The 20,309-nt window shown below is 66.7% G+C and carries 19 protein-coding genes and 1 pseudogene; 9 read left to right on the forward strand and 11 right to left on the reverse strand.

The annotated features are described in order from the left end of the window. Nucleotides 1–35: 35 nt before the first annotated feature. The 5 genes and pseudogenes from lat (at nucleotide 36) to OK015_RS07650 (ending at nucleotide 3,422) form a co-directional block, all read left to right on the forward strand. Nucleotides 36–1,367, forward strand: a complete 1,332-nt coding sequence (gene lat, locus OK015_RS07635) for an L-lysine 6-transaminase (RefSeq protein WP_268130432.1) — start codon at nucleotides 36–38, stop codon at nucleotides 1,365–1,367. Between the two features lie 67 nt (nucleotides 1,368–1,434). After that, the gene (locus OK015_RS07640; protein WP_268130434.1) at nucleotides 1,435–1,821 is read left to right on the forward strand and encodes a hypothetical protein; all 387 of its coding nucleotides are present in this window, start codon (nucleotides 1,435–1,437) and stop codon (nucleotides 1,819–1,821) included. Beyond that, nucleotides 1,793–1,981 (forward strand): annotated as a pseudogene (locus tag OK015_RS29230) (hypothetical protein); the annotation flags it as partial. The gene OK015_RS07640 and the pseudogene OK015_RS29230, both read left to right, overlap by 29 nt. Nucleotides 1,982–2,139: 158 nt before the next feature. Next, nucleotides 2,140–2,631, forward strand: coding sequence for an ATP-binding protein (locus OK015_RS07645; RefSeq protein ID WP_442791275.1), 492 nt, complete (start codon nucleotides 2,140–2,142; stop codon nucleotides 2,629–2,631). Then, entirely contained in the window at nucleotides 2,628–3,422 is a 795-nt protein-coding gene (locus tag OK015_RS07650) for an RNA polymerase sigma factor SigF (protein WP_268130438.1), read from the forward strand. The genes OK015_RS07645 and OK015_RS07650 overlap by 4 nt, the downstream gene beginning before the upstream one ends. On the opposite strand, the gene OK015_RS07655 is transcribed toward OK015_RS07650, so the two are convergent. From OK015_RS07655 to OK015_RS07670, 4 genes are all read right to left on the reverse strand, one after another. Continuing rightward, the gene (locus OK015_RS07655) at nucleotides 3,393–3,815 is read right to left on the reverse strand and encodes an STAS domain-containing protein (RefSeq protein WP_268130440.1); all 423 of its coding nucleotides are present in this window, start codon (nucleotides 3,813–3,815) and stop codon (nucleotides 3,393–3,395) included. The genes OK015_RS07650 and OK015_RS07655 overlap by 30 nt on opposite strands. A gap of 191 nt (nucleotides 3,816–4,006) precedes the next feature. After that, nucleotides 4,007–5,800, reverse strand: coding sequence for an acetyl/propionyl/methylcrotonyl-CoA carboxylase subunit alpha (locus OK015_RS07660; protein WP_268130442.1), 1,794 nt, complete (start codon nucleotides 5,798–5,800; stop codon nucleotides 4,007–4,009). A gap of 104 nt (nucleotides 5,801–5,904) precedes the next feature. After that, nucleotides 5,905–6,324, reverse strand: coding sequence for a SufE family protein (locus OK015_RS07665; RefSeq protein WP_268130444.1), 420 nt, complete (start codon nucleotides 6,322–6,324; stop codon nucleotides 5,905–5,907). 10 nt (nucleotides 6,325–6,334) lie between these two features. Further along, the gene (locus OK015_RS07670; protein WP_268130445.1) at nucleotides 6,335–7,225 is read right to left on the reverse strand and encodes a sulfurtransferase; all 891 of its coding nucleotides are present in this window, start codon (nucleotides 7,223–7,225) and stop codon (nucleotides 6,335–6,337) included. A 418-nt stretch (nucleotides 7,226–7,643) separates the two neighbouring features. Between OK015_RS07670 and OK015_RS07675 the strand changes: the two genes are divergently transcribed. Then, nucleotides 7,644–8,714: a hypothetical protein gene (locus OK015_RS07675; protein ID WP_268132519.1), complete on the forward strand. Its 1,071-nt coding sequence runs from the start codon at nucleotides 7,644–7,646 to the stop codon at nucleotides 8,712–8,714. Here the strand turns inward: OK015_RS07675 and OK015_RS07680 are convergent. From OK015_RS07680 to OK015_RS07710, 7 genes are all read right to left on the reverse strand, one after another. Further along, nucleotides 8,698–9,918, reverse strand: coding sequence for a peptidoglycan DD-metalloendopeptidase family protein (locus OK015_RS07680; protein WP_268132520.1), 1,221 nt, complete (start codon nucleotides 9,916–9,918; stop codon nucleotides 8,698–8,700). The genes OK015_RS07675 and OK015_RS07680 overlap by 17 nt on opposite strands. An 11-nt stretch (nucleotides 9,919–9,929) precedes the next feature. Then, complete coding sequence (locus OK015_RS07685) at nucleotides 9,930–10,859, reverse strand: class I SAM-dependent methyltransferase (protein ID WP_268130447.1); 930 nt, start codon at nucleotides 10,857–10,859, stop codon at nucleotides 9,930–9,932. 233 nt (nucleotides 10,860–11,092) lie between these two features. Beyond that, nucleotides 11,093–12,004, reverse strand: a complete 912-nt coding sequence (locus OK015_RS07690) for a class I SAM-dependent methyltransferase (protein ID WP_268130448.1) — start codon at nucleotides 12,002–12,004, stop codon at nucleotides 11,093–11,095. Between the two features lie 60 nt (nucleotides 12,005–12,064). After that, nucleotides 12,065–13,570: a serine hydrolase domain-containing protein gene (locus OK015_RS07695; RefSeq protein ID WP_268130450.1), complete on the reverse strand. Its 1,506-nt coding sequence runs from the start codon at nucleotides 13,568–13,570 to the stop codon at nucleotides 12,065–12,067. A gap of 120 nt (nucleotides 13,571–13,690) precedes the next feature. After that, nucleotides 13,691–14,332 (reverse strand): Maf family protein, encoded by a 642-nt coding sequence (locus OK015_RS07700; RefSeq protein ID WP_268130452.1) that lies wholly within the window; start codon nucleotides 14,330–14,332, stop codon nucleotides 13,691–13,693. Further along, the gene (locus tag OK015_RS07705) at nucleotides 14,329–14,577 is read right to left on the reverse strand and encodes an acyl-CoA carboxylase subunit epsilon (RefSeq protein ID WP_268130453.1); all 249 of its coding nucleotides are present in this window, start codon (nucleotides 14,575–14,577) and stop codon (nucleotides 14,329–14,331) included. Before OK015_RS07705 ends, OK015_RS07700 begins: the two co-directional genes overlap by 4 nt. Beyond that, nucleotides 14,574–16,214 (reverse strand): acyl-CoA carboxylase subunit beta, encoded by a 1,641-nt coding sequence (locus OK015_RS07710; RefSeq protein WP_268130455.1) that lies wholly within the window; start codon nucleotides 16,212–16,214, stop codon nucleotides 14,574–14,576. Before OK015_RS07710 ends, OK015_RS07705 begins: the two co-directional genes overlap by 4 nt. Before the next feature lie 118 nt (nucleotides 16,215–16,332). Here OK015_RS07710 and OK015_RS07715 point away from each other — a divergent pair, with 118 nt between their 5' ends. Genes OK015_RS07715 through OK015_RS07725 form a run of 3 tightly spaced genes read left to right on the forward strand, consistent with a single transcriptional unit; the run spans nucleotide 16,333 to nucleotide 20,294 of the window. After that, the gene (locus tag OK015_RS07715; protein ID WP_268130456.1) at nucleotides 16,333–18,120 is read left to right on the forward strand and encodes a CocE/NonD family hydrolase; all 1,788 of its coding nucleotides are present in this window, start codon (nucleotides 16,333–16,335) and stop codon (nucleotides 18,118–18,120) included. Next, entirely contained in the window at nucleotides 18,117–18,728 is a 612-nt protein-coding gene (locus tag OK015_RS07720; RefSeq protein ID WP_268130457.1) for a TetR/AcrR family transcriptional regulator, read from the forward strand. Before OK015_RS07715 ends, OK015_RS07720 begins: the two co-directional genes overlap by 4 nt. Before the next feature lie 9 nt (nucleotides 18,729–18,737). Next, entirely contained in the window at nucleotides 18,738–20,294 is a 1,557-nt protein-coding gene (locus OK015_RS07725; RefSeq protein WP_268130459.1) for an FAD-binding protein, read from the forward strand. The last annotated feature ends 15 nt before the right edge of the window (nucleotides 20,295–20,309 follow it).

The raw sequence follows: 20,309 nt of genomic DNA on the forward strand, positions 1-20,309 counted from the left end.
CATGATTCCGTAAAAATCAAGCTAGCATGGGCGGCATGACTGCCGTCCTGAACGAAGCTCACTGGGTCCATGAGGTGTTGTCGCGCAGCCTGCTGGTCGACGGTTTCGATTTCGTGCTCGACCCGGCGCAATCGGCCGGCTCGTATCTGGTCGACGCTCGCGACGGCCGGCGCTACCTCGACATGTTCACCTTCTTCGCGTCGTCGGCGCTGGGGATGAACCATCCGGCACTGGCCGACGACGAGGAATTCCGCGCCGAGCTCACCCAGGCCGCGCTGAACAAGCCCAGCAATGCCGACGTCTACACGGTGGCGATGGCAACCTTCGTCGACACCTTCGCGCGGGTGCTGGGCGACCCGGCGCTGCCGCATTTGTTCTTCGTCGACGGCGGGGCACTCGCGGTGGAGAACGCGCTCAAGGTGGCCTTCGACTGGAAGAGCCGCTACAACGAGCGACGCGGCATCGATCCCGAGCTCGGCACCCGCGTGCTGCACCTGCGCGGTGCGTTCCACGGCCGCAGCGGCTACACCCTGTCGCTGACCAACACCAAGGCGGTCACCGTGGCCCGCTTCCCGAAGTTCGACTGGCCGCGCATCGACGCGCCTTACCTGCGGCCGGGCCTGGACGGACCGGCGATGGACGCGCTGGAAGCGGAGTCGCTGCGCCAGGCCCGCGCCGCGTTCGAGGCCCACCCGCACGACATCGCCTGCTTCATCGCCGAACCGATCCAGGGCGAAGGCGGCGACCGGCACTTCCGGCCGGAGTTCTTCAAGGCGATGCGCGAACTGTGCGACGAGTACGACGCCCTGCTGATCTTCGACGAGGTGCAGACCGGCTGCGGGTCGACCGGAACCGCCTGGGCCTACCAGCAATTGGGTGTGCAGCCCGACGTGGTCGCGTTCGGGAAGAAGACGCAGGTGTGCGGCGTGATGGCCGGCCGACGGGTCGACGAGATCGCCGACAACGTCTTCGCGGTCACGTCACGGATCAACTCGACGTGGGGCGGCAATCTGACCGACATGGTGCGGGCGCGTCGCATCCTCGAGGTCATCGAAGCCGACGAGTTGTTCGACCGTGCCGCCGAGCACGGCCGCTACCTGCGCGACCGGCTCGACGAACTCGCCGACGAGTTCCCGGCGCTGGTATTCGACCCCCGCGGCCGCGGACTCATGTGCGCGTTCAGCCTGTCCACCACCGCCGACCGCGACGAGTTGATCGGCCGGCTGTGGCACGAGGGCGTGATCGTGCTGCCCGCCGGCAAAGACGGCATTCGATTCCGTCCCGCGCTCACCGTTTCGCGGTCGGAAATCGACCTGGCCGTCACCGCCGTTCGGAGAGTGTTGGCGGCTGTCAATGCGGGTACCTGACGGCGTGTAACTAATTCTTCGTCGCGGGCGAATAACTCAACGCAGGCAGTACGCGGGAGGTTCTCCTATGCCGAAAGCAGATGAGCGATCACGTGGTGATCGCCTGGGACAGGAAGACGGCGAGGTCCGCGCCGCCATCCGTTTCGCCGTCTTGGCGACGACCGCGGCCGTGGGATTCATCGTGATGGCCGCCTTGTGGGTCAGCACCTGCCCGAAAACGGGCCTGGACACGGTGGCGTGCGGCGCGCCGCAGCGAATCCTGCTGGCGGTCGGGGGACCGCTGATCCTGTTGGCCGCCGGTCTGTGGGCGTTCGTTCGCACGTACCGGGTCTGGCGCACCGAAGGCACCTGGTGGGGCTGGCACGGCGCGGGCTGGTTTTTGCTGACGCTGATGATCGTCTCGCTCTCCATGGGTGTTCCGGCAATTGCGGGCCCGGCGCTCGGACTCTCGTAATTGCGACCCCGTCGACCATCTGCGGACGACGCGGCCACTGGCCCGCGAATCGCTGATCGATGTATTGCTCTGCCCGGGATACCTGGTGGTGCTTTTCGGCGTGATCGCGGTATGCGCGAGCGTTGCGGCCGGCGAGCTGACGGCCGGGCACCTCGCCGAAATTCGTAGGTTATGTGCCTCGTCGAGCGGGTATCAGGTGTAAACCATGATGAGCGCCGGCGACGATTCCCGCGTGGCGCCTACCCCATCATGGCGAAAGAATCATGAAAGCACCGACGTAGATGCCTACTGCGATGATGATCAGTGTTGTTGCGTCCGATGGCGTGCTCCAAAGCGAGGGGTAGTGTGAGTCAAACTTTGCCGGGAGACCAGGTGACCGATCTTGGATCGCGCGCTGACAAGCGCCAACGCGGCCTCAGGGCCGTTGAATTGCACGTTGCGGCGCGCCTGGAGAACTTGGCCATGCTGCGGACGCTGGTCGGTGCTATCGGCACCTACGAGGACCTGGATTTCGACGCGGTGGCGGATCTGCGGCTCGCGGTCGACGAGGTGTGCACCCGGTTGATCCGGTCGGCCACCCCGGACGCGACGCTCATCGTGGTGGTCGACCCGCGCGACGACGAATTGGTGGTCGAGGCATCCGCCGCCTGCGACACTCACGACGTGGTGTCGCCCGGCAGCTTCAGCTGGCATGTCCTGACGTCGCTGGCGGACGACGTTCAGACTTTCCATGATGGTCGCGAGCCCAATGAAACCGGCAGCGTTTTCGGTATCTCGCTGACGGCGCGACGGGCGGCCGCTGGCCGGTGACAGCGCAAGCTGACCGCGGTTCGGGCTCGTCACGCCCAAACGAATACGCCGATGTTCCGGACATGTTCCGTGAGCTGGCGACCGTCTCCGACGACTCGGCGGAGTTCCAGCGCCAGCGGGACAAGATCGTGGAGCGGTGCCTGCCGCTCGCCGATCACATCGCCCGGCGGTTCGAGGGCCGGGGCGAACCACGCGACGACCTGGTTCAGGTCGCGCGGGTCGGATTGGTCAACGCCGTAGTGCGCTTCGACGTCGAGACCGGTTCGGACTTCGTTTCGTTCGCGGTGCCCACGATCATGGGTGAGGTTCGCCGTCACTTCCGCGACAACAGCTGGTCGGTCAAGGTTCCGCGGCGTCTCAAAGAGCTGCATCTGCGGCTCGGCAGCGCCACCGCCGACCTGTCGCAGCGTCTCGGCCGGGCACCTACCGCTACCGAACTCGCGGCCGAACTGGATATGGACCGCGCCGAGGTCGTCGAGGGTCTGGTCGCGGGCAGCTCCTACAACACGCTGTCGATCGACAGCGGTGGCGGTGGCAGCGACGATGACGATGCCCGCGCCATTGCCGACACGTTGGGCGACGTCGACGCCAGCATCGATCGCATCGAGGACCGCGAGTCGCTCCGCCCGTTGCTGGAGAGCCTGCCCGAGCGGGAGCGAACGGTATTGGTGCTGAGGTTCTTCGAGTCGATGACCCAGACGCAGATCGCGGAGCGAGTCGGCATCTCGCAGATGCACGTATCGCGGCTGCTGGCTAAATCCCTAACGCGCCTGCGCGACCAGTTGGAGTAGCGGCCGCGGGTGGGGGCCCGTGGTCCAAGCGCCCGGTTCCAGCAGCGGCTCCTCTATCGGCGTCGTCACCGGCAGGGTGCCGTCGGGGTCGCAGACGCGCAACAGCCGCAGGACCGCCTGGCTCGGCACCATCGCCCAGGTCACGTCGGTACCCGAGCACACTACGTTGATGCGGTGCAGCGCTGAAAAGCCAGCAGTGCCAATGAAATCCAGCTCACGCAGGTCGAGGATCACTCGCTTGGCCCGTCGCGCATTGCGCTGAACGTAGACGGCCAGCTGATCCGAATTCGCGGCGTCGAGCTCGCCGTCGACGGTGATGACGGTGCCCGACGCGCTCCGTATGGCGCTGAATTGAGCCGTTCGGCATTGCTGCCAGGATTGGGCCACAGACATTACTTCACTCCCTCAACCGAGGATTGGTGTGAGGACTACGCCAACGTTGCTGCTGAAAGTAGGGAATTCACCCCCCGCACGGCGCTGACGATGTCCGGGCGGCTGTGAACTCAACCTGCTGTCAACCCTACCCCCGGTGCAGCGACCACGACAGCCGTTCTTAGCGTATTCCCAGGAACCCTGGTCGGCAGCTACTTGATCTCGGCGAGCACCGTGCCCTGAGTGATGGCAGCGCCCGGCTCGACCGCGAGGCCGGTGATGGTGCCCTCCTTGTGCGCGGTGACCGGGTTCTCCATCTTCATCGCCTCGAGGACCACGACCAGGTCGCCGACGGCGACCTGCTGTCCTTCCTCGACCGCGACCTTGACCACGGTGCCCTGCATGGGCGCGGTGACCGCGTCACCGGAGGCCGCCGCACCGCCGTGCGCGCCGCGCTTGCGGGGCTTCGGCTTCTTGCGGACGACACCGGCCGGATCGGCGGCGCCATTGGACAGCGCCAGATCCCCGGGCAGCGACACCTCGAGGCGACGGCCGTCGACCTCGACGACCACCTTCTGCCGCGGCCGTGCCTCCTCCTCGTCGAGGGGCTCGCCGGCCGTGTATGGCTCGACGGTGTTGTCCCACTCCGTTTCGATCCAGCGGGTGTGCACCGTGAAGCCGTTGTCGTCGCCGATGAACGCGGGGTCGGACACGACGGCGCGGTGGAACGGGATGACCGTCGCCAGGCCTTCGATGTGGAATTCGTCCAGCGCCCGGCGGGAACGGGCCAGGGCCTCCTCGCGGGTGGCGCCGTACACGATCAGCTTGGACAGCATCGAGTCGAACTGACCGCCGATCACCGACCCGGCCTCGACACCGGAGTCCAGTCGGACACCGGGCCCGGTGGGGATGTCGTAGCGGGTGACCGGACCGGGAGCGGGCAGGAAGCCGCGGCCGGCGTCCTCGCCGTTGATCCGGAACTCGATCGCGTGCCCGCGTGGCGTCGGGTCTTCGGTGACGTCCAGCTTTTCGCCGTTGGCGATCTTGAACTGCTGGCGCACCAGGTCGATGCCCGCGGTTTCCTCGGTGACCGGGTGCTCGACCTGCAGCCGGGTGTTGACCTCCAGGAACGAGATCAGGCCGTCCTGGCCGACCAGGTATTCGACGGTGCCCGCGCCGTAGTAGTGCGCCTCTTTGCAGATGCGCTTGGCGGATTCGTGAATCTCCTTGCGCTGCGCGTCGGTGAGGAACGGCGCCGGGGCCTCTTCCACCAGCTTCTGGAAACGGCGCTGCAGCGAGCAGTCGCGGGTGCCGGCGACGACGACGTTGCCGTGCTGGTCGGCGATCACCTGGGCCTCCACGTGGCGCGGCTTGTCCAGGTAGCGCTCGACGAAGCACTCGCCGCGACCGAACGCCGCGACGGCCTCACGGGTGGCCGACTCGAACAGCTCGGGGATCTCCTCGATGCTGCGGGCCACCTTCATGCCGCGGCCGCCGCCGCCGAAGGCCGCCTTGATCGCGATCGGCACGCCGTACTCCTTGGCGAAGGCCACCACTTCGTCGGCGTCCTTGACCGGGTCGGGGGTGCCGGGCACCAGTGGGGCCTGGGCGCGGGCGGCGATGTGGCGGGCGGTGACCTTGTCGCCGAGGTCGCGGATCGACTGCGGGCTGGGCCCGATCCAGATCAGGTTGGCGTCCAGCACCGCCTGGGCGAAGTCGGCGTTCTCCGACAGGAAGCCGTAGCCGGGATGGATGGCGTTGGCGCCGGACTTGGCCGCCGCGTCGAGGATCTTGCCGAAGTCCAGGTAGGACTCCGCGGACGTCTGACCGCCCAGCGCGAACGCCTCGTCGGCCAGCCGCACGTGCGGCGCCTCGGCGTCGGGTTCGGCGTAGACGGCCACGCTGGACAGGCCCGCATCGCGGGCCGCCCGGATCACCCGGACAGCGATCTCGCCGCGGTTGGCAACGAGAACCTTGGAGATCCTTGAGCTGGCGTGACTAGCCACTGCGCCTCCTGTGGGACTGGACGTTCGTCTTTAAGAGAATTTCTTACAAGTCTTGTCGGGGGAAGTTTAGGCGGCGCGCCGATAGCGCTGATACCCGGTCCCTCTCAACCCGTCTCGCGCAATCGTCGTTTGATCCGGGTCAGCATCGCCGACATGCCGCGCAGCCGCAGGGGGCTGATCAGAGCCGCCAGGCCCAGCTCGCTGTAGAAGTCCTCGGGCACCGCCAGGATGTCGGCGGCGGGTTGCCGATCGAGGCCCGCGGCCAGGATCGAGGCAAATCCGCGCGTCGTCGGCGCCTCGGCGGGAGCGCTGAAATACAACCGCACCCGGTTCGGGTCGTGCGCGTCGACATGCAAAAACAGCGGCGACTGGCACTCGGGAACCGGTTCCATCGCCGCTTCGGCCAGATCGTCGGGCAGGTCCGGCAGCTCGTCAGCGAACTCCAGCAAAAGCTTCAGCTTGTCCTGGCCCTGGACTTCGGCGAAGTCGGACACCACCTCGGCCAAGGCAGCGGGCAGACTCATGGGCGAGCCATCAGGCCGGTACTGCTCCCGGGCTGTCGCCCGCGACGATCGGCACCCGCACGGTGTTGCCCCACTCGGTCCACGAGCCGTCGTAGTTACGGACTCCGGCCTTGCCCAGCAAATGGGTGAGCACGAACCAGGTGTGGCTGGAGCGCTCACCGATCCGGCAGTAGACGACGGTCTTGTCGTCGGGTTGCAGGAAGCCGTAGAGCTCTTCGAGTTCCTCTCGGCTGCGGAACCGGCCGCTCTCGTCGACCGCCTTGCCCCACGGAATCGACCGGGCGGTGGGAATGTGGCCGGCGCGCAGCGCGCCTTCTTCGGGGTAGTCGGGCATGTGCGTGCGCTTGCCGGTGTACTCGTCGGGTGAGCGCACGTCGATCAGCGGCTGGGTGCCCAGGATGTCCAGCACGTCGTCCTTGAAGGCACGGATCGGCGCGTCGTTGCGTGCGACGACGGGGTAGCCGGTAGAGGTCTTGGTCGGCACCTCCAAGCTGGTGTCGCGTCGCTCGGACAGCCAAAGGTCACGCCCGCCGTTGAGCAGTCGCACGTCCGGGTGGCCGAACAACGTGAAGACCCACAGCGCATAGGCCGCCCACCAGTTGCTCTTGTCGCCGTAGATCACGACGGTGTCGTCGCGGGCGATCCCCTTGCGGTTCATCAGCTCCGCGAACTGCTCACCGGAGATGTAGTCGCGGACCCGGGGGTCGTTGAGGTCGGTGTGCCAGTCGATCTTGACCGCGCCGGGGATGTGGCCGACGTCGTAGAGCAACACGTCCTCGTCGGATTCGACGATCGCCAGACCGGGCGAGCCCATGTGGCCGGACAACCAGTCAGCCGTGACTAATCGTTCGGGGTGGGCGTAGCCCGACAAGGTCGGGCTTGAATCGGGAGGAAGCGACACACGCCAAAGCCTACCGTCAGGGCCGTTGCCTCAATCGCCGCGCGGCCCGCCGGCCATACTGCCGCCGCGAAGCCTCGGTGCCATCCCGACGGATCGCCGCGGGTGGTCGCCTCAGGTCCTGACGAGCCACCTGGCCTAGCTCCCAACCGGCGCAACGATTTCGACCGACGTCAGCGTGCTCGCGCCCCCCGCCACTCAACATCTTCGGGGTGCGGCAGAAAACCGGGAAGGTATCGACCGCTATAAGACGGGTTCAGCGGCGTCTTTCGGTGAACTCTTCGCGACCGGGGTCTCCGAAAAAACTGCGTCTAGGCCCGGTTCACTCCAGTTAGGCTGGTGGACGGCCGCATTCGTGCAAGCGGCGGGCGTTGTGGCGTTTTCCGAGAGCAGGGAATTTGGAGTGACCGGTCCGGCTGAGGTGTCGGTGCGTGGCGGCGAGTTCGATAGCGAGTTTTTGACGTCGCTGCGTGGCGAGGTCGACGCGTGGAGCTCGCACGACGCGCTGGCGCAGTTGGTCGCGATGTTCGGCGGAGCGCTCCCGCGGCACGGCAATCTGGCTGCCCGGTTGACCTTCCTGGACGAGTTCAGTGGGGTATGGGATTACCGGGGGCGGGCCAGGGCACGTCCGAGCGGGCAGCGGGTGCGGTGCCAAGACGCCGACGGCGGGGCGCGGTGGATGATTCCCCGTCTGGACTTGCCCGACGGGGACCTGGAGACGATCACAGCGCTGGCACAACAGTTGGGCCTCACAGACGAATCATTGCCCACTGCAACAACATTCGACTATCTGCTGGTGATCGGCACCGGACGTTACTCGAACCTGCTCAGGGCCCGGTGGGCGCGGGACCTGGCTGCCGAGAACCGCGTCGGTCATGTGGTACTGGCTGCGGCTTCTCGGCGGTTGTTGTCGTCGGAAGAGGGTGCGGTCTCGGCGTGTGCGCCAGGCGCGCGTACCGAATTCGACCTGCTCGCGGCCGCCGCGGCCGACGCGTTCGGACTGGATACCCGCGAAGTGATACGGCATGGGCGGCAGCGGGTCGGCGAACCGCATCGGGGCCAGATGGTCTGGTGCTTCGGCGAAGACAGCAATGACCTCGGACTGCCGATCACACTGCTCGAGGCGCCGTCGCCGGATCCGAACAACCGCCGCGCCACCTCCGCGGACACCTTCACCTTTACCGCGCGGACGCTGGATATGCGGCAATCGAGTTGTCTGCTGGTGACCGGTCAGCCGTTCGTCCGCTCTCAGAACTTCGACGCGCTCCGAACTCTGGCGCTGCCCTTCGGAATTGGCGTCGAGGCGGTGGGTTTCGGCATCGACCGGTACGAAGGACTGCATGACATGGACCGGCAGCATCCCGCCAAACTGCTGCAGGAGGTCCGCTCGACGATCCGGGCCGGCCGCAGTCTGCTGGAACGGGTCGAGGCGTGCCAGCGAACAGCCCAACGTGCCGCGCCGAGGTTGCCCGAGATCACTCGTCGGCGGTGATTGTGCATGGTGTGGCGGGCGGGTAGTGGCCCGCCACTGCGCGCAGCCGCCCCGGCGGCGGCCAAGGCCGCAGCCCCATGTTGCCCAGATAGCGCAGCGGATTGACGTGTGCGCGCCCAACCCTGGTCTCAAAATGCAGGAAACCGTCGCTTGATTGGTCTTCGGCGCCGATGCTGCCGATCCTGGTTCCCGCATCAATTCGATCACCGAGCGCGATTTGTGTGTCGTCACCGGGCCGAAACACGTAGCGGATCTCGGTATCGCCCTCTGCGATGGTCACCGAGTAGAGGTGATCGACATCGCCTGCGCAGCAAACAGTTCCGGATATGACGGCGTAGATCGGGCTGCCGGGGTCGGCGGCGAAGTCGACGCCGGGATGGAAGCCGTCCGGGCGGGGTCCGTATCCGCGGCCGATCGCGCGTGGCTCCGCCTCGATCGGCAGCCGCGCCCGCGGCTCGATGCGGTCGAAGTCGCCGCGCACCCGCCGCTGGTAGTCCGCTTTGAGGAGGCTGACCTCGTCGAGCGCGTAGCCGAACAACAGGGACCGATCGTAGGCGACGCCGAAGTTGTGCCGAGAATCCGGATCGAGCCGCATGTAGTGCCGGACTCGGGAGATCCGTTCCTCCAGCGTCGACCATCCGTTGTGCGTCAAGCGGGTTCCGTCCAGCTGCCCTATCCGACCGTGATCGGTGATGTTGGCCGGCCAGTGCGCATTGTGCATCAACTTGGCTCCCGCATACAGCCCCGGGCGCCAACGCCAGAACGGCCCGCGCAGCGCCTCGGCGGTGCCCATCACGGGCACCATGTCCGGGTATTCGGGATCGTCCCAGCGGGACTCCATCGGACACATCAACGCCGCTACGTCCTGCGGTGTGCGGGCCAGCACATCACGGATGTCGACGTCGATCTGGAAAGTCCAGTCGGCGTCGACCATCACGATCCAGTCCGGGCGACAGAAATCGGCCATCCGGTACAGCAGCTCCAGCCCAGTGGACTCGGGGATCAACCATGGTGTGGACGGTAGATCTGCCCGCGCGCGAACAACATTCGTGACCGCCGGGTGGTTCGCCAGAATCGCAGCGGTGTCGTCGGTGCTGCGGTCGTCGATCGCGTAGATGTCGTCGCAGAAGGTGGCCAGCGAGTCCAAGGTGTTGGCCAAGGTCTCCCCGGCGTTGTGGGCACGCGTAACCGCCAGAATCCGCAGGCCCCTGTCCATTAAGCCGCGAGAACCGAACTGTAGTAGCTGGGCTTGTCGGAGGGCGCTACGTAATCGCCGTGCATCCCGAGAAGGTCGTGATCGGCCAGCAGCTGCGCGGCCGTGGTCCCGACCGACTGCCACCCGTGGTTGTCGAGGTAGCCCGAGACCTCGCTGCGGGCCCCGGGATAATTCAGCGAGCAGATGTCCAGGTCGAATCCATGGTCACGCCAGCTGCGAGTCGCACTGCGGATGATCTCTTGGACCCGCCCGGAGTCCAGTTCCGGCGACCCCACGAACGCCTCGATGGCCATCCGGCTTGCCGGCGCGCTGAGACCGGTAACGTTGTCCAGCAAGCGATCCTGAGCTTCCGGGGGCAGATAACCGAATAATCCTTCGGCGATCCAGGCGGTCGGTAACGTCGGGTCGAATCCGCTGCGCAGCAGCGCGACCGGCCAGTCGTCCCGCAGGTCGGCTGGCACCATCCGCAGCTGCGCCGTGGGCTCGGCACCCAGCCGTGCCAGCGTTTCGGCCTTGAACGCCAGCACGTCCGGCTGATCGATCTCGAACACTGCCATCCCCGGCGGCCACGGCAGTCGGTAGCCGCGCGCGTCGAGTCCTGACGCCAGGATCACGGCCTGCCGAATTCCGGTGGCTGTTGCGTCGGCAAGGAAGTCGTCGAAGTAGCGAGTGCGGGCCACCAAATCGGTGGTCATGCGCTCGAGACCCCAAGCCGCTTCGGGATCGTCGACGTCGGACGCGCGGAGCTCTCCGGTGGCCCATCTGACAAGGAATTCGATCCCCACCGCGCGGACCAGTGGTTCGGCGAACGGGTCCTCGATCAACGCGTCGGGCGAACTGGTGGCCCTGGCGCGGCCTGCGGCCACCAGCGTGGCTGTCGCGCCGACATGGCTCGCGAGATCCCAGCTATCGCCGTCTGTACGCATCACAAATCCGCCCTTCCAGCCGCGATTCGGTCGCCGAGTTGCATGTTTCGAGACTAGGAAGATTTGCCCTGGCGGGACTCCGCCGATCGGCCTGCATAGGTGATGAACGCTGGTGTCCCCCGATCGGGGGACAAGGGTGTGCGGCGCGCAGGCAGTGCGGCGATAGCAGGCGCTCGGCCGCGCGGCAGGGATTGCGGCGCTGGTTGTCGTTGATGCGCCGCTGACAGCCATGCAGTTCACCGCGGCTGGTCGGTCAGGGCGCCGCTGATGAAGATGGTGTCGTCGTCGTCTGGTGCGAGCACATCGATGCCACTGCGCCGAAACAGCTCGGTTAGCGGAACGCCTTCGAGCTGCCAGCCCAAGGCGGCGAGGTAGTCGAGGACGTGGTTGCGTTGGCCGGCGTAGATCAACGAAGCCAAGTCGACGTCGACGCCGTTGTCGCGGAACGGGTCGGATATGGTCCGCGCCCGCTCGGCGTCGAAATCGACGATACTGCAAACGAATTCGGTGGCTACCCTACTTCCGGGGGCGCTGAGTGCGGTGATGTTGTCGAACAGCCGGTCCTGGGCCTCCGGCTTGAGATAAATCAGTAACCCCTCGGCCAGCCATGCCGTCGGTGCTGCCGGGTCGAAGCCCGCGGCTTGCAATGGCGTTAGCCAATCCGCGCGCAAGTCGATGGGCACGGCGCGCCGAGTGGCGGAGGGTTCGGCGCCCAGGTTGGCCAAGGTCGTCGTCTTGAACTCCAAGACTTGTGGTTGGTCGATCTCGTAAACGACCGTCCCGGTCGGCCACGGCAGACGGTAGGCCCGCGCGTCCAGCCCGGACGCGAGGATCGCCACTTGCCGAATCCCCCCCTCGGTGGCGTTGCCGAAGTATTCGTCAAAGTACCTCGTGCGCACCGCGTTTCCGTCGACCATCGCCTGTGCCACGGTCGGTGAGACGTCCGCGATCGCGGCCAGGTCGAGTTCGCCGTCCATCATCTTGGTGAAGAAATCCAACCCCACTGCGCGGACCAGAGGTTCGGCGAACGGATCGTTGACCAAACCGCGTGGATCTCTGGTGGCCATCGCGCGCCCGGCCGCGACAATGGTCGCGGTGACGCCGACGCCTGACGCCAGATCCCAGCTGTCGTCGTCGGTGCGGGGCATGTGCCCACCTTAGCCGCTACCGTTGCTGGCCACTTGCCTAAACCGAACCGGCATTCGGTGCTATTGGCGTCGGAACAGGCGACCGTGCTGGCTGCAGAGCCAGGCGATCTTGCCGTCCGGTCCGCGGACGAAGTTGGATCGACTGCCGGTGGGTTTGTTGTCGGGTCCGAGGTCGAGCCCATAGTCAGGTCGGTAGAAGGCGAGGCCCAGTCTGACGCTATTTTCGCCGTCCTGGTTGGCTTCGCGGACGCTCATGCTTCCGGTGAGCTGGCCGTCGCTAGCCCGAAAGTCGATGACGGTTTGCTCGACGCTGCCATCTTGGGAGACTTGCTCGGCGATGTACCGGCCCTCATAGGGCGCCAGGTCGACGGCGTCCATGTGTCGCGGCGTGGCGGGCATGTTGGTGACCCCGGCGAATCTGCGCAATGCCCAGTCGCAGGAGAAAAGGTCGTTGATCAGATCGAATCCGCCATCAGAGTTGGTGAGCACGGTCATGGCGAAGCCGCGATCGGGCACCATGAAGAAACCAGAACGTTGTCCCTTCCAGGTGCCGCCGTGCTCGACGATGGTCACGTTCTGCGCGGAGGGCCGCAGCATCCAGGTGACGCCCATCCCCGTCAGCTCGACCCAAAGTGTTCCGCCCGCCCCCGGGTTCGAGCGCATTGCCTCGAGCGACTCCCGGCTCAGAATCTGCTCGCCGCCAGGCGCCGTGCCATCGCCGAGGTGAAACTGTGCGTAGCGCAGCTGATCTCGCGCCGTGGACATCAACCCACCGGTGGGATTGCAGCTGCGAGGGAATGGCCAAAATTCGGTATCGACCAGGGGTTTGCCGTCGACCACCTGGTGCGACGCCGCAACATTCAGGCCGATTATCTGATCGGAAAAATAGCGGGTGTGAGCCAACTGCAGCGGATCAAGCAGCAGCGTCTGCGCCGCGGACTCGTAGGTTGTTCCGGTGACAAGCTCGATGATGTGGCCCGCCACCGCAAGAGCTGCATTGTTGTACGAAAAAGCGGTACCCGGAGGAGTCAGTTGCGGTAAACGCTTCATCGAGTTGACGTAGCGCGCCACCGCGTCGTCGCCGCGCCCGAAGTCCTGCCCATTGCGACCATCCCAGCCTGCGGTGTGGTTGAGCAGTTGGCGCACCGTGACCGTGGCGCTGGCCGACTCATCGGCGACCGCGAAGTCGGGGATGTAGCGGCGCACAGGTGAATCCAGGTCCACTTTGCCCTGCTCAACCAGCCGCATCAACACTGTGCCTGTGAAGGTCTTTGTGGTGGAACCGATTCGGAAGACAGTGTCGCCGTCGACGGGCGTCGGGTGGTCGACATTGGTGACCCCGTAGCCCCGCACATATTCTTGCCCGCCGGCCCAGATCGCAACCGCGACGCCCGGAATCGCATAGGCGTCCATGCCCGCGTCGATCTTGGCGTCGAGTTCGTCGAACGCCATGCCGAGCTCAGCGCGGCGCCCCGTCTCAACCACTGCAGCGGAGATTTCGCCTGGCAGTCGATCTAGCGCACGCACGCATGCGGTAACGGTCGCGCGGCCACGGCGCACAGCCATCTGTCACTTCAGGCGGTACCGTCTGCGGACATACGGACCGCGGCGGTGCCATCCACATGGCCATCAATATAGCTTGACGATTCCCAGTCCTCAGGGGGCCGCGAACCTCCTGCGCATGCCTTAGCCGAGCGGATTGTCTGCCCACAGCGCGACAACCGACACGCCCGCACGGCTGCACAGCGTGCGCAGCACGGGCAGGCTCAGCCCGATCACGTTGGACGGGTCGCCCTCGATGCGGTCGACGAACCAGCCGCCCAGGCCGTCCAGGGTGAATCCGCCGGCGACCCGCAGCGGCTCGCCGGTGTCGATGTAAGCATCCAGATCTGCCTCGTTCGGCGTAGTGAAATGCACTGTGGTGCAGCCTGATTCGACTTCTCGATGAGTGACGGTGCCGTCGATCAACCGCACCAGGCAGTGTCCGGTATGCAGCTGGCCGGACCGCCCGGCCATCGAACCCCAGAGTCGGCGCGCGGCAGCGACGGATGGCGGTTTGCCGCATAGCCGGCCGTCGAGGTACAGCATCGAATCACAGCCGATGACAACACAATCGGCTGCCACGGCGCGTTCCAGGCCGGCTGTGACATCCTCGGCCTTGGCCTGAGCCAGCGCACACACCACCTGATCCGGCGAGGCTTTCGGCCCCAGTTCGGCGATCAGCCGATCTTCGTCGACGCCGGAGACGGTGACCAATGGGTCGATGCCCGCCTGGCGCAGGACCTTGAGGCGCCCGGTTGACGCCGACCCGAGGACGACCCGGGTCATCGCTGCATGTGTACGCGTTCCTGCAGGGTGATTCGCTGGTAGTTGCTGATCGCGTAGCGCAGCTTGTCGACCGGGAGGCCCCAGCGGGTCTTCTCCGGCTGCTCGGGTGCCGGCGCACCGCCGACGCTGCCCAGCACGGTGATCAGCGCCGCGATCTCCGCGTCGGTCGGGCGGCCCCGCAGGATCCGGATGTGCGGCTGGTGCGGCGCCGCGGTGTCCACGGCCTCGGCGGTCTCGTCGCTCATAGGGGTATGTTCCCGTGCTTCTTCGGCGGCAGGTGGGAGATCTTGCGTTCCAGCAGGCGCAGCGCCGTGGCGATGTAACCGCGGGTGTGCGACGGCGGGATGACCGAGTCGACGTACCCGCGCTCGGCGGCGACATACGGGTTGACCAGCGTGTCCTCGTACTCCTGCTGCAACTGCAGGCGCAGCTCGTCGACATCCTTGCCTTCGGCGGCCGCCTGCTTGAGCTGCTGGCGGTAGACGAAGCCGACGGCGCCGGAGGCGCCCATCACCGCGATCTGCGCGGTCGGCCAGGCCAGGTTGACGTCGCAGCCCATGTCCTTGGAGCCCATGACGCAGTAGGCACCGCCGTAGGCCTTGCGGGTGATGACGGTGATCTTGGGGACGGTGGCCTCGCCGTAGGCGAACAGCAGCTTGGCGCCGCGCCGGATGATGCCGTTGTATTCCTGGCCGGTGCCCGGCAGGAAGCCCGGCACGTCCACCAGCATGATGATCGGGATGTTGAAGCAGTCGCAGGTCCGCACGAACCGGGCTGCCTTTTCCGAGGCGTTGATATCCAGGCAGCCCGCGAACTGGGTGGGCTGGTTGGCCACGATCCCGACCGGCCGGCCGTCGACGCGGCCGAATCCGACGACGATGTTCTGCGCGTAACCCGCCTGGACCTCCAGGAACTCGTCATCGTCGAGGATGCGGGTGATCACCTCGTGCATGTCGTAGGGCTGGTTGGGCGAGTCCGGGATCAGCGTGTCCAGCTCGAGATCCTCGTCGGTGAGGTTCTCCTCGATCGGACCCTCCGGCGCGGGCACCGCGAACCGCGGCGCGTCCGTGAAGTTGTTGGGGGGCAGGTAGCTCAGCAGGTCGCGGACCCAGTCGAAGGCGTCCTGCTCACCGGAGGCGACGTAGTGCAGCGTGCCCGACTTCGCCATGTGGGTGTGCGCCCCGCCGAGCTCCTCCATGGTGACGTCCTCGCCGGTGACGGTCTTGATCACGTCGGGCCCGGTGATGAACATCTGGCTGGTCTGGTCGACCATCACCACGAAGTCGGTCAGGGCGGGGGAGTAGACGTGCCCACCCGCCGCGGCGCCCATGATCAGCGAGATCTGCGGGATCACGCCCGACGCGAGGATGTTGTTGCGGAAGATGCGGCTGTACAGACCGAGCGAGACGACGCCCTCCTGGATGCGCGCGCCGGCGCCGTCGTTGATGCCGATCAGCGGGCGGCCGGTCTTGATGGCCAGCTCCTGGACCTTGACGATCTTCTCGCCGTACACCTCGCCGAGGCTGCCGCCGAACACCGTGGCGTCCTGGCTGAAGATGCACACGTCGCGACCGTCGATGGTGCCGTAACCGGTGATCACACCGTCACCGAGCGGCCGGTTGGCTTCCAGGCCGAAGTTGGTGCTGCGGTGCTTGGCCAGCGCGTCGAGCTCGACGAACGAGTCCTCGTCGAGCAGCGCGAGGATGCGCTCGCGGGCAGTCAGCTTGCCCTTGGCGTGCACTTTCTCGACGGCCTCTTCACCGACGGGGTGCAGCGACTCTTCCCGGCGCTTGTGCAGTTCGGCCAGCTTGCCTGCGGTGGTGTGGATGTCGATGGTGTGCTCGGCAGCGGGTTCCGCGGTGTGGTCGGTAACGCTTGTCATGGGAGCGATGTTATCGGCAGCCCCATCGGTCTCCCTTAAGCAGCCCTTAAGTAGTCGTCGGCGTTCAGAATATAAACAGACGTTGATTTTTGTGGTCTACGGGCCGTAGTGTCCATGAGTGGCTCAGCAGCACCCGCCGGCGCGGGAAGACAAGGTGTTCATGCCGTCGCATCCGCTGGAACCGGGTGCGAGGTACGGCGTGCTGAGCGGCTTCGATCCCGGCACCCGGATCCTGCGGACGGGATTTCGGCTCGCGCCCCAATTCAGGGAGCTGCCGGTCGACATCGTGCTGGACAAGGACGTGGCGGTCACCATGCGCGACGGCGTGACGATCTACGTCGACATCCTGCGGCCGGTGGGCTCCGAAAACGGCACCGAAAAGGTCCCGGTCATCGTGGCCTGGAGCCCGTACGGCAAGGGTGAGGGGAGCGCCCCGGCCGCGATGGGCGTATTCGGCCTGGTCGGCCTGGACAACAAGATCGTGTCGGGCTTGCACAAGTTCGAGGGCCCCGACCCGGCCTATTGGTGCGCGCAGGGTTACGCGATCTGCAATCCGGATGCTCGGGGCGTCTCCGACTCCGAGGGCGACAGCGTCCTGTGGGATCGCCAGGAGGGCCAGGACTGCCACGACCTGATCGAGTGGCTGGCCGTCCAGGAGTGGTGCACCGGCAAGGTCGCGATGAGCGGCACCTCCTACCTTGCGGTCGCGCAATGGTTCGCCGCCGCCGAACAACCGCAGCACCTGACGGCGATCAACCCCTGGGAGGGGGTGAGCGACGTCTACCGCGACCTGGTGATGCGCGGCGGCATACCCGACACCGGCTTCGCCAGGCAGCTCCGGGACAACAGTTACTGGGGCATGAACCGGAAGGAAGACATCCTCGCCGAGGCCGAGCGCTACCCGCTCGTCAACGACCTGTGGCGCAACAAGATCCCGCGCGTGGACCGAATCACGGTGCCGGCGTATGTCGTAGCCAGCTACTCCAACACCCTGCACACGGCCGGCACCTTCCGCGCCTGGCGTCGGATCGGGTCGAAGGACAAGTGGCTGCGCATCCACAACAGCCAGGAGTGGCCGGATTACTACGACGAGGCCAACCGGGAGGATCTGCGCCGATTCTTCGATCACTTCTTGAAGGGCGACGACAACGGATGGGAGCTGACCCCCCGTGTTCGCTACGCCATTCTCGACCTGCGCGGCGGCGACCGAGTCAACCTGCCCGCGGATCGGTTCCCGCCGGCGGGCGTCGCCTACGCGAAGTACTACCTGGACGCAGCGTCGCGCACGCTGCGCACGCGACCGCCCGTTCAGGAGGCGACGGTGGCGTACGACGCGGAGGCGGCCAACCAAGCGGAGCCGAACTTCGCCTCCTTCCTGGTCGGCTTCGACGAGCAGACCACGATGGTCGGCTACCCGAAGGCGCGGCTGTGGGTCGAGGCCGACGGCGCCGACGACATGGACCTGTTTGTGTTCGTCCAGAAGCTCGACGAGCACGGGACGCCGCTGCAGCAGTTCACCGTGCCCAATCGCGGCGCGCGCATCCACGACGTCACCGAGCGGGGGGCATCGATCCTGCGTTACAAGGGTTCTGAGGGGCGCCTGCGCGTGTCGATGCGGCACCTGGACGAGGAGCTGTCGACCGACGAAGTCCCCGCCCACAGCTTTGACCGAGTCGAGAAGCTGAGCCCCGGCACCGCCGTCGAGATCGACATCGACCTGCTGCCGATCGGTCTGGTGTTTCACCCCGGCGAGCAGCTTCGGCTGGTCGTGAGCGCCCAGAACCTTTTTGGTCCCTGGATGCCCGGGCTGCGCGAATACACGCCGCGCAACAGTGGGCGGCACCTCGTCCACACCGGAGGATCCCATGCCTCGTATCTGCAACTGCCGGTCCAGACGGTCGGATGAGCGCGCCGACCGGACTGCGCAGGGGGCGTCGGCCCGGTGCGAGCACCACTCGGCGGGCCATCCTTGACGCGGCCCGCACCAGGTTCGCCGCCGACGGTTTCGCCGCGACCACGATCAGGCGGGTCGCCGCCGACGCCGGGGTGGACGCGTCGCTGGTCATGCAGTTCTTCCGCACGAAGGAGGAGCTGTTCGCCGCCGTCATGTCGATCTTGCCGGAAGCGCTGCAGCGCTTGGGATCGGCGTTCGAGGGGCCCGATGAACGGCTGGGGGAGCGGGTGGTCCGCGCCTTCCTCGGTGTCTGGGAGGGTGAACCGCGCGATTCCGAACCGCTGATGGCGATGCTGCGGGGCGCGATAGCCAACGAACGTGGGACTGCGCAGCTGCGCGAGTTCATCCAGGCCCGGCTGATCGACGGCGTCCGCTCGCGACCGGGTGACCACGAAGACGCCGCCCTGCGTGCCGGACTGGCGTCCTCGATGCTGGTCGGTATCGTCGTCGGACGACGCATCGTGGGCGTGCCCGTTCTGGCGGACACGGACGGCGAAACGCTGATCGCCCTTGTGGCGCCCGGGATTCAAAGCGTGTTGGTCGCCGGGCAGGACCAGTAGGAGTGGACGATGGTCGACTGGACGGAAGAGCATGACGTGCTGGTCGCGGGATCGGGTGGCGGCGGGGTCACCGGCGCCTACACCGCGGCACGCGAAGGCCTCGAGGTGCTGCTGGTCGAGGCGACGTCGAAATTCGGTGGCACCACGGCGTACTCCGGCGGGGGTGGCGTCTGGTTCCCGGGCAATCCGGTGCTGGTGCGGGCCGGCACCGACGACACCATCGAGGACGCGCTCACCTACTACCGGGCCGTGGTCGGCGAGCGCACGCCTCGCGAACTGCAAGAGACGTTCGTGCGCGGCGGCGCGCCGCTGATCGAGTACCTCGAACAAGACCCGCTCCTGAAGTTCGTGCCGTTGCCCTGGCCCGACTACTACGGCAAGGCGCCGAAGGCGCGCCTGGATGGTCAGCGCCACATCGCCGCCAAGCCCCTGAAAGTGGCCGCCGCTCCCGAACTGCGCGAGATGATCCGCGGCCCGCTGGACACCGACCGGCTGGGCGCCGAAACTCCATCGGACTACTATCTCGGCGGCCGTGCGCTGATCGCGCGATTCCTCAAGGCCATCGAGCAGTACCCGACCGCGTCGCTGCACCGCGACACCGCTCTGGTCGAGCTAGTGGTGTCCGACGGGCCGGAAAGACGGGTCATCGGCGCCATCGTCGAGAACGCGGGGCAGCGCCGGGCGATCCGCACCCGATTGGGCGTGCTGCTGGCCGCCGGCGGTTTCGAAGCCAACGAGGAGTTGCGCGCCCGGTACGGCGTGCCGGGTGTGGCGCGAGACACCATGGGCGGCCCGGGAAGTCGCGGTCTGGCGCTGCAGGCCGGCATCGCCGCGGGCGCGGACACCGACCTACTGGATCAGGCGTGGTGGTCACCGGGCATGACCCATCCCGACGGTCGCTCGGCGTTCGCGCTGTGGTTCACCGGCGGCATCTTCGTCAACCAGTCCGGCAACCGGTTCGTCAACGAGTCCCGGGCCTACGACCGGGCCGGCCGCGAGATCATCGCGCAGCTGCAAGACGGGTCGATCACGTTGCCGTACTGGATGATCTACGACGACAAAGAGGGCGAGGTGCCGCCGGTGAAGGCGGCCAACGTCAGCATCGTCGAGACCGAGAAGTACGTCGCCGCCGGCTTGTGGCACACCGCCGACACCCTCGAAGAACTGGCCGCCAAGATCGGGGTGCCGCCCGAGCGGCTGGCGGCAACGGTGGCCCGCTTCAACGGTTTTGCCGCCGCCGGCGTCGACGAGGACTTCGGCAGGGGCGACGAGGCATTCGATCGCGCGTTCTCGGCAGGTGCTTCGCCGCTGGTACCGATCGACTCACCGCCCTATCACGCGGCGGCGTTCGGCATCTCCGATCTGGGCACCAAGGGGGGCCTGCGCACCGATTCCGCGGCGCGGGTGCTCGACACCTCCGGCAACCCCATCCCCGGCCTGTACGCAGCGGGCAACACGATGGCCGCGCCCAGCGGCCTGGCCTATCCCGGTGGCGGCAACCCGATTGGGACCAGCATGCTGTTCAGCCACTTGGCGGTGCTAGACATGCGAGATCGCCGCCGCTGACCTCTAGGCTGGACG

It is taken from the genome of Mycobacterium sp. Aquia_216 (assembly GCF_026723865.1).
Taxonomy (GTDB): Bacteria; Actinomycetota; Actinomycetes; order Mycobacteriales; family Mycobacteriaceae; genus Mycobacterium.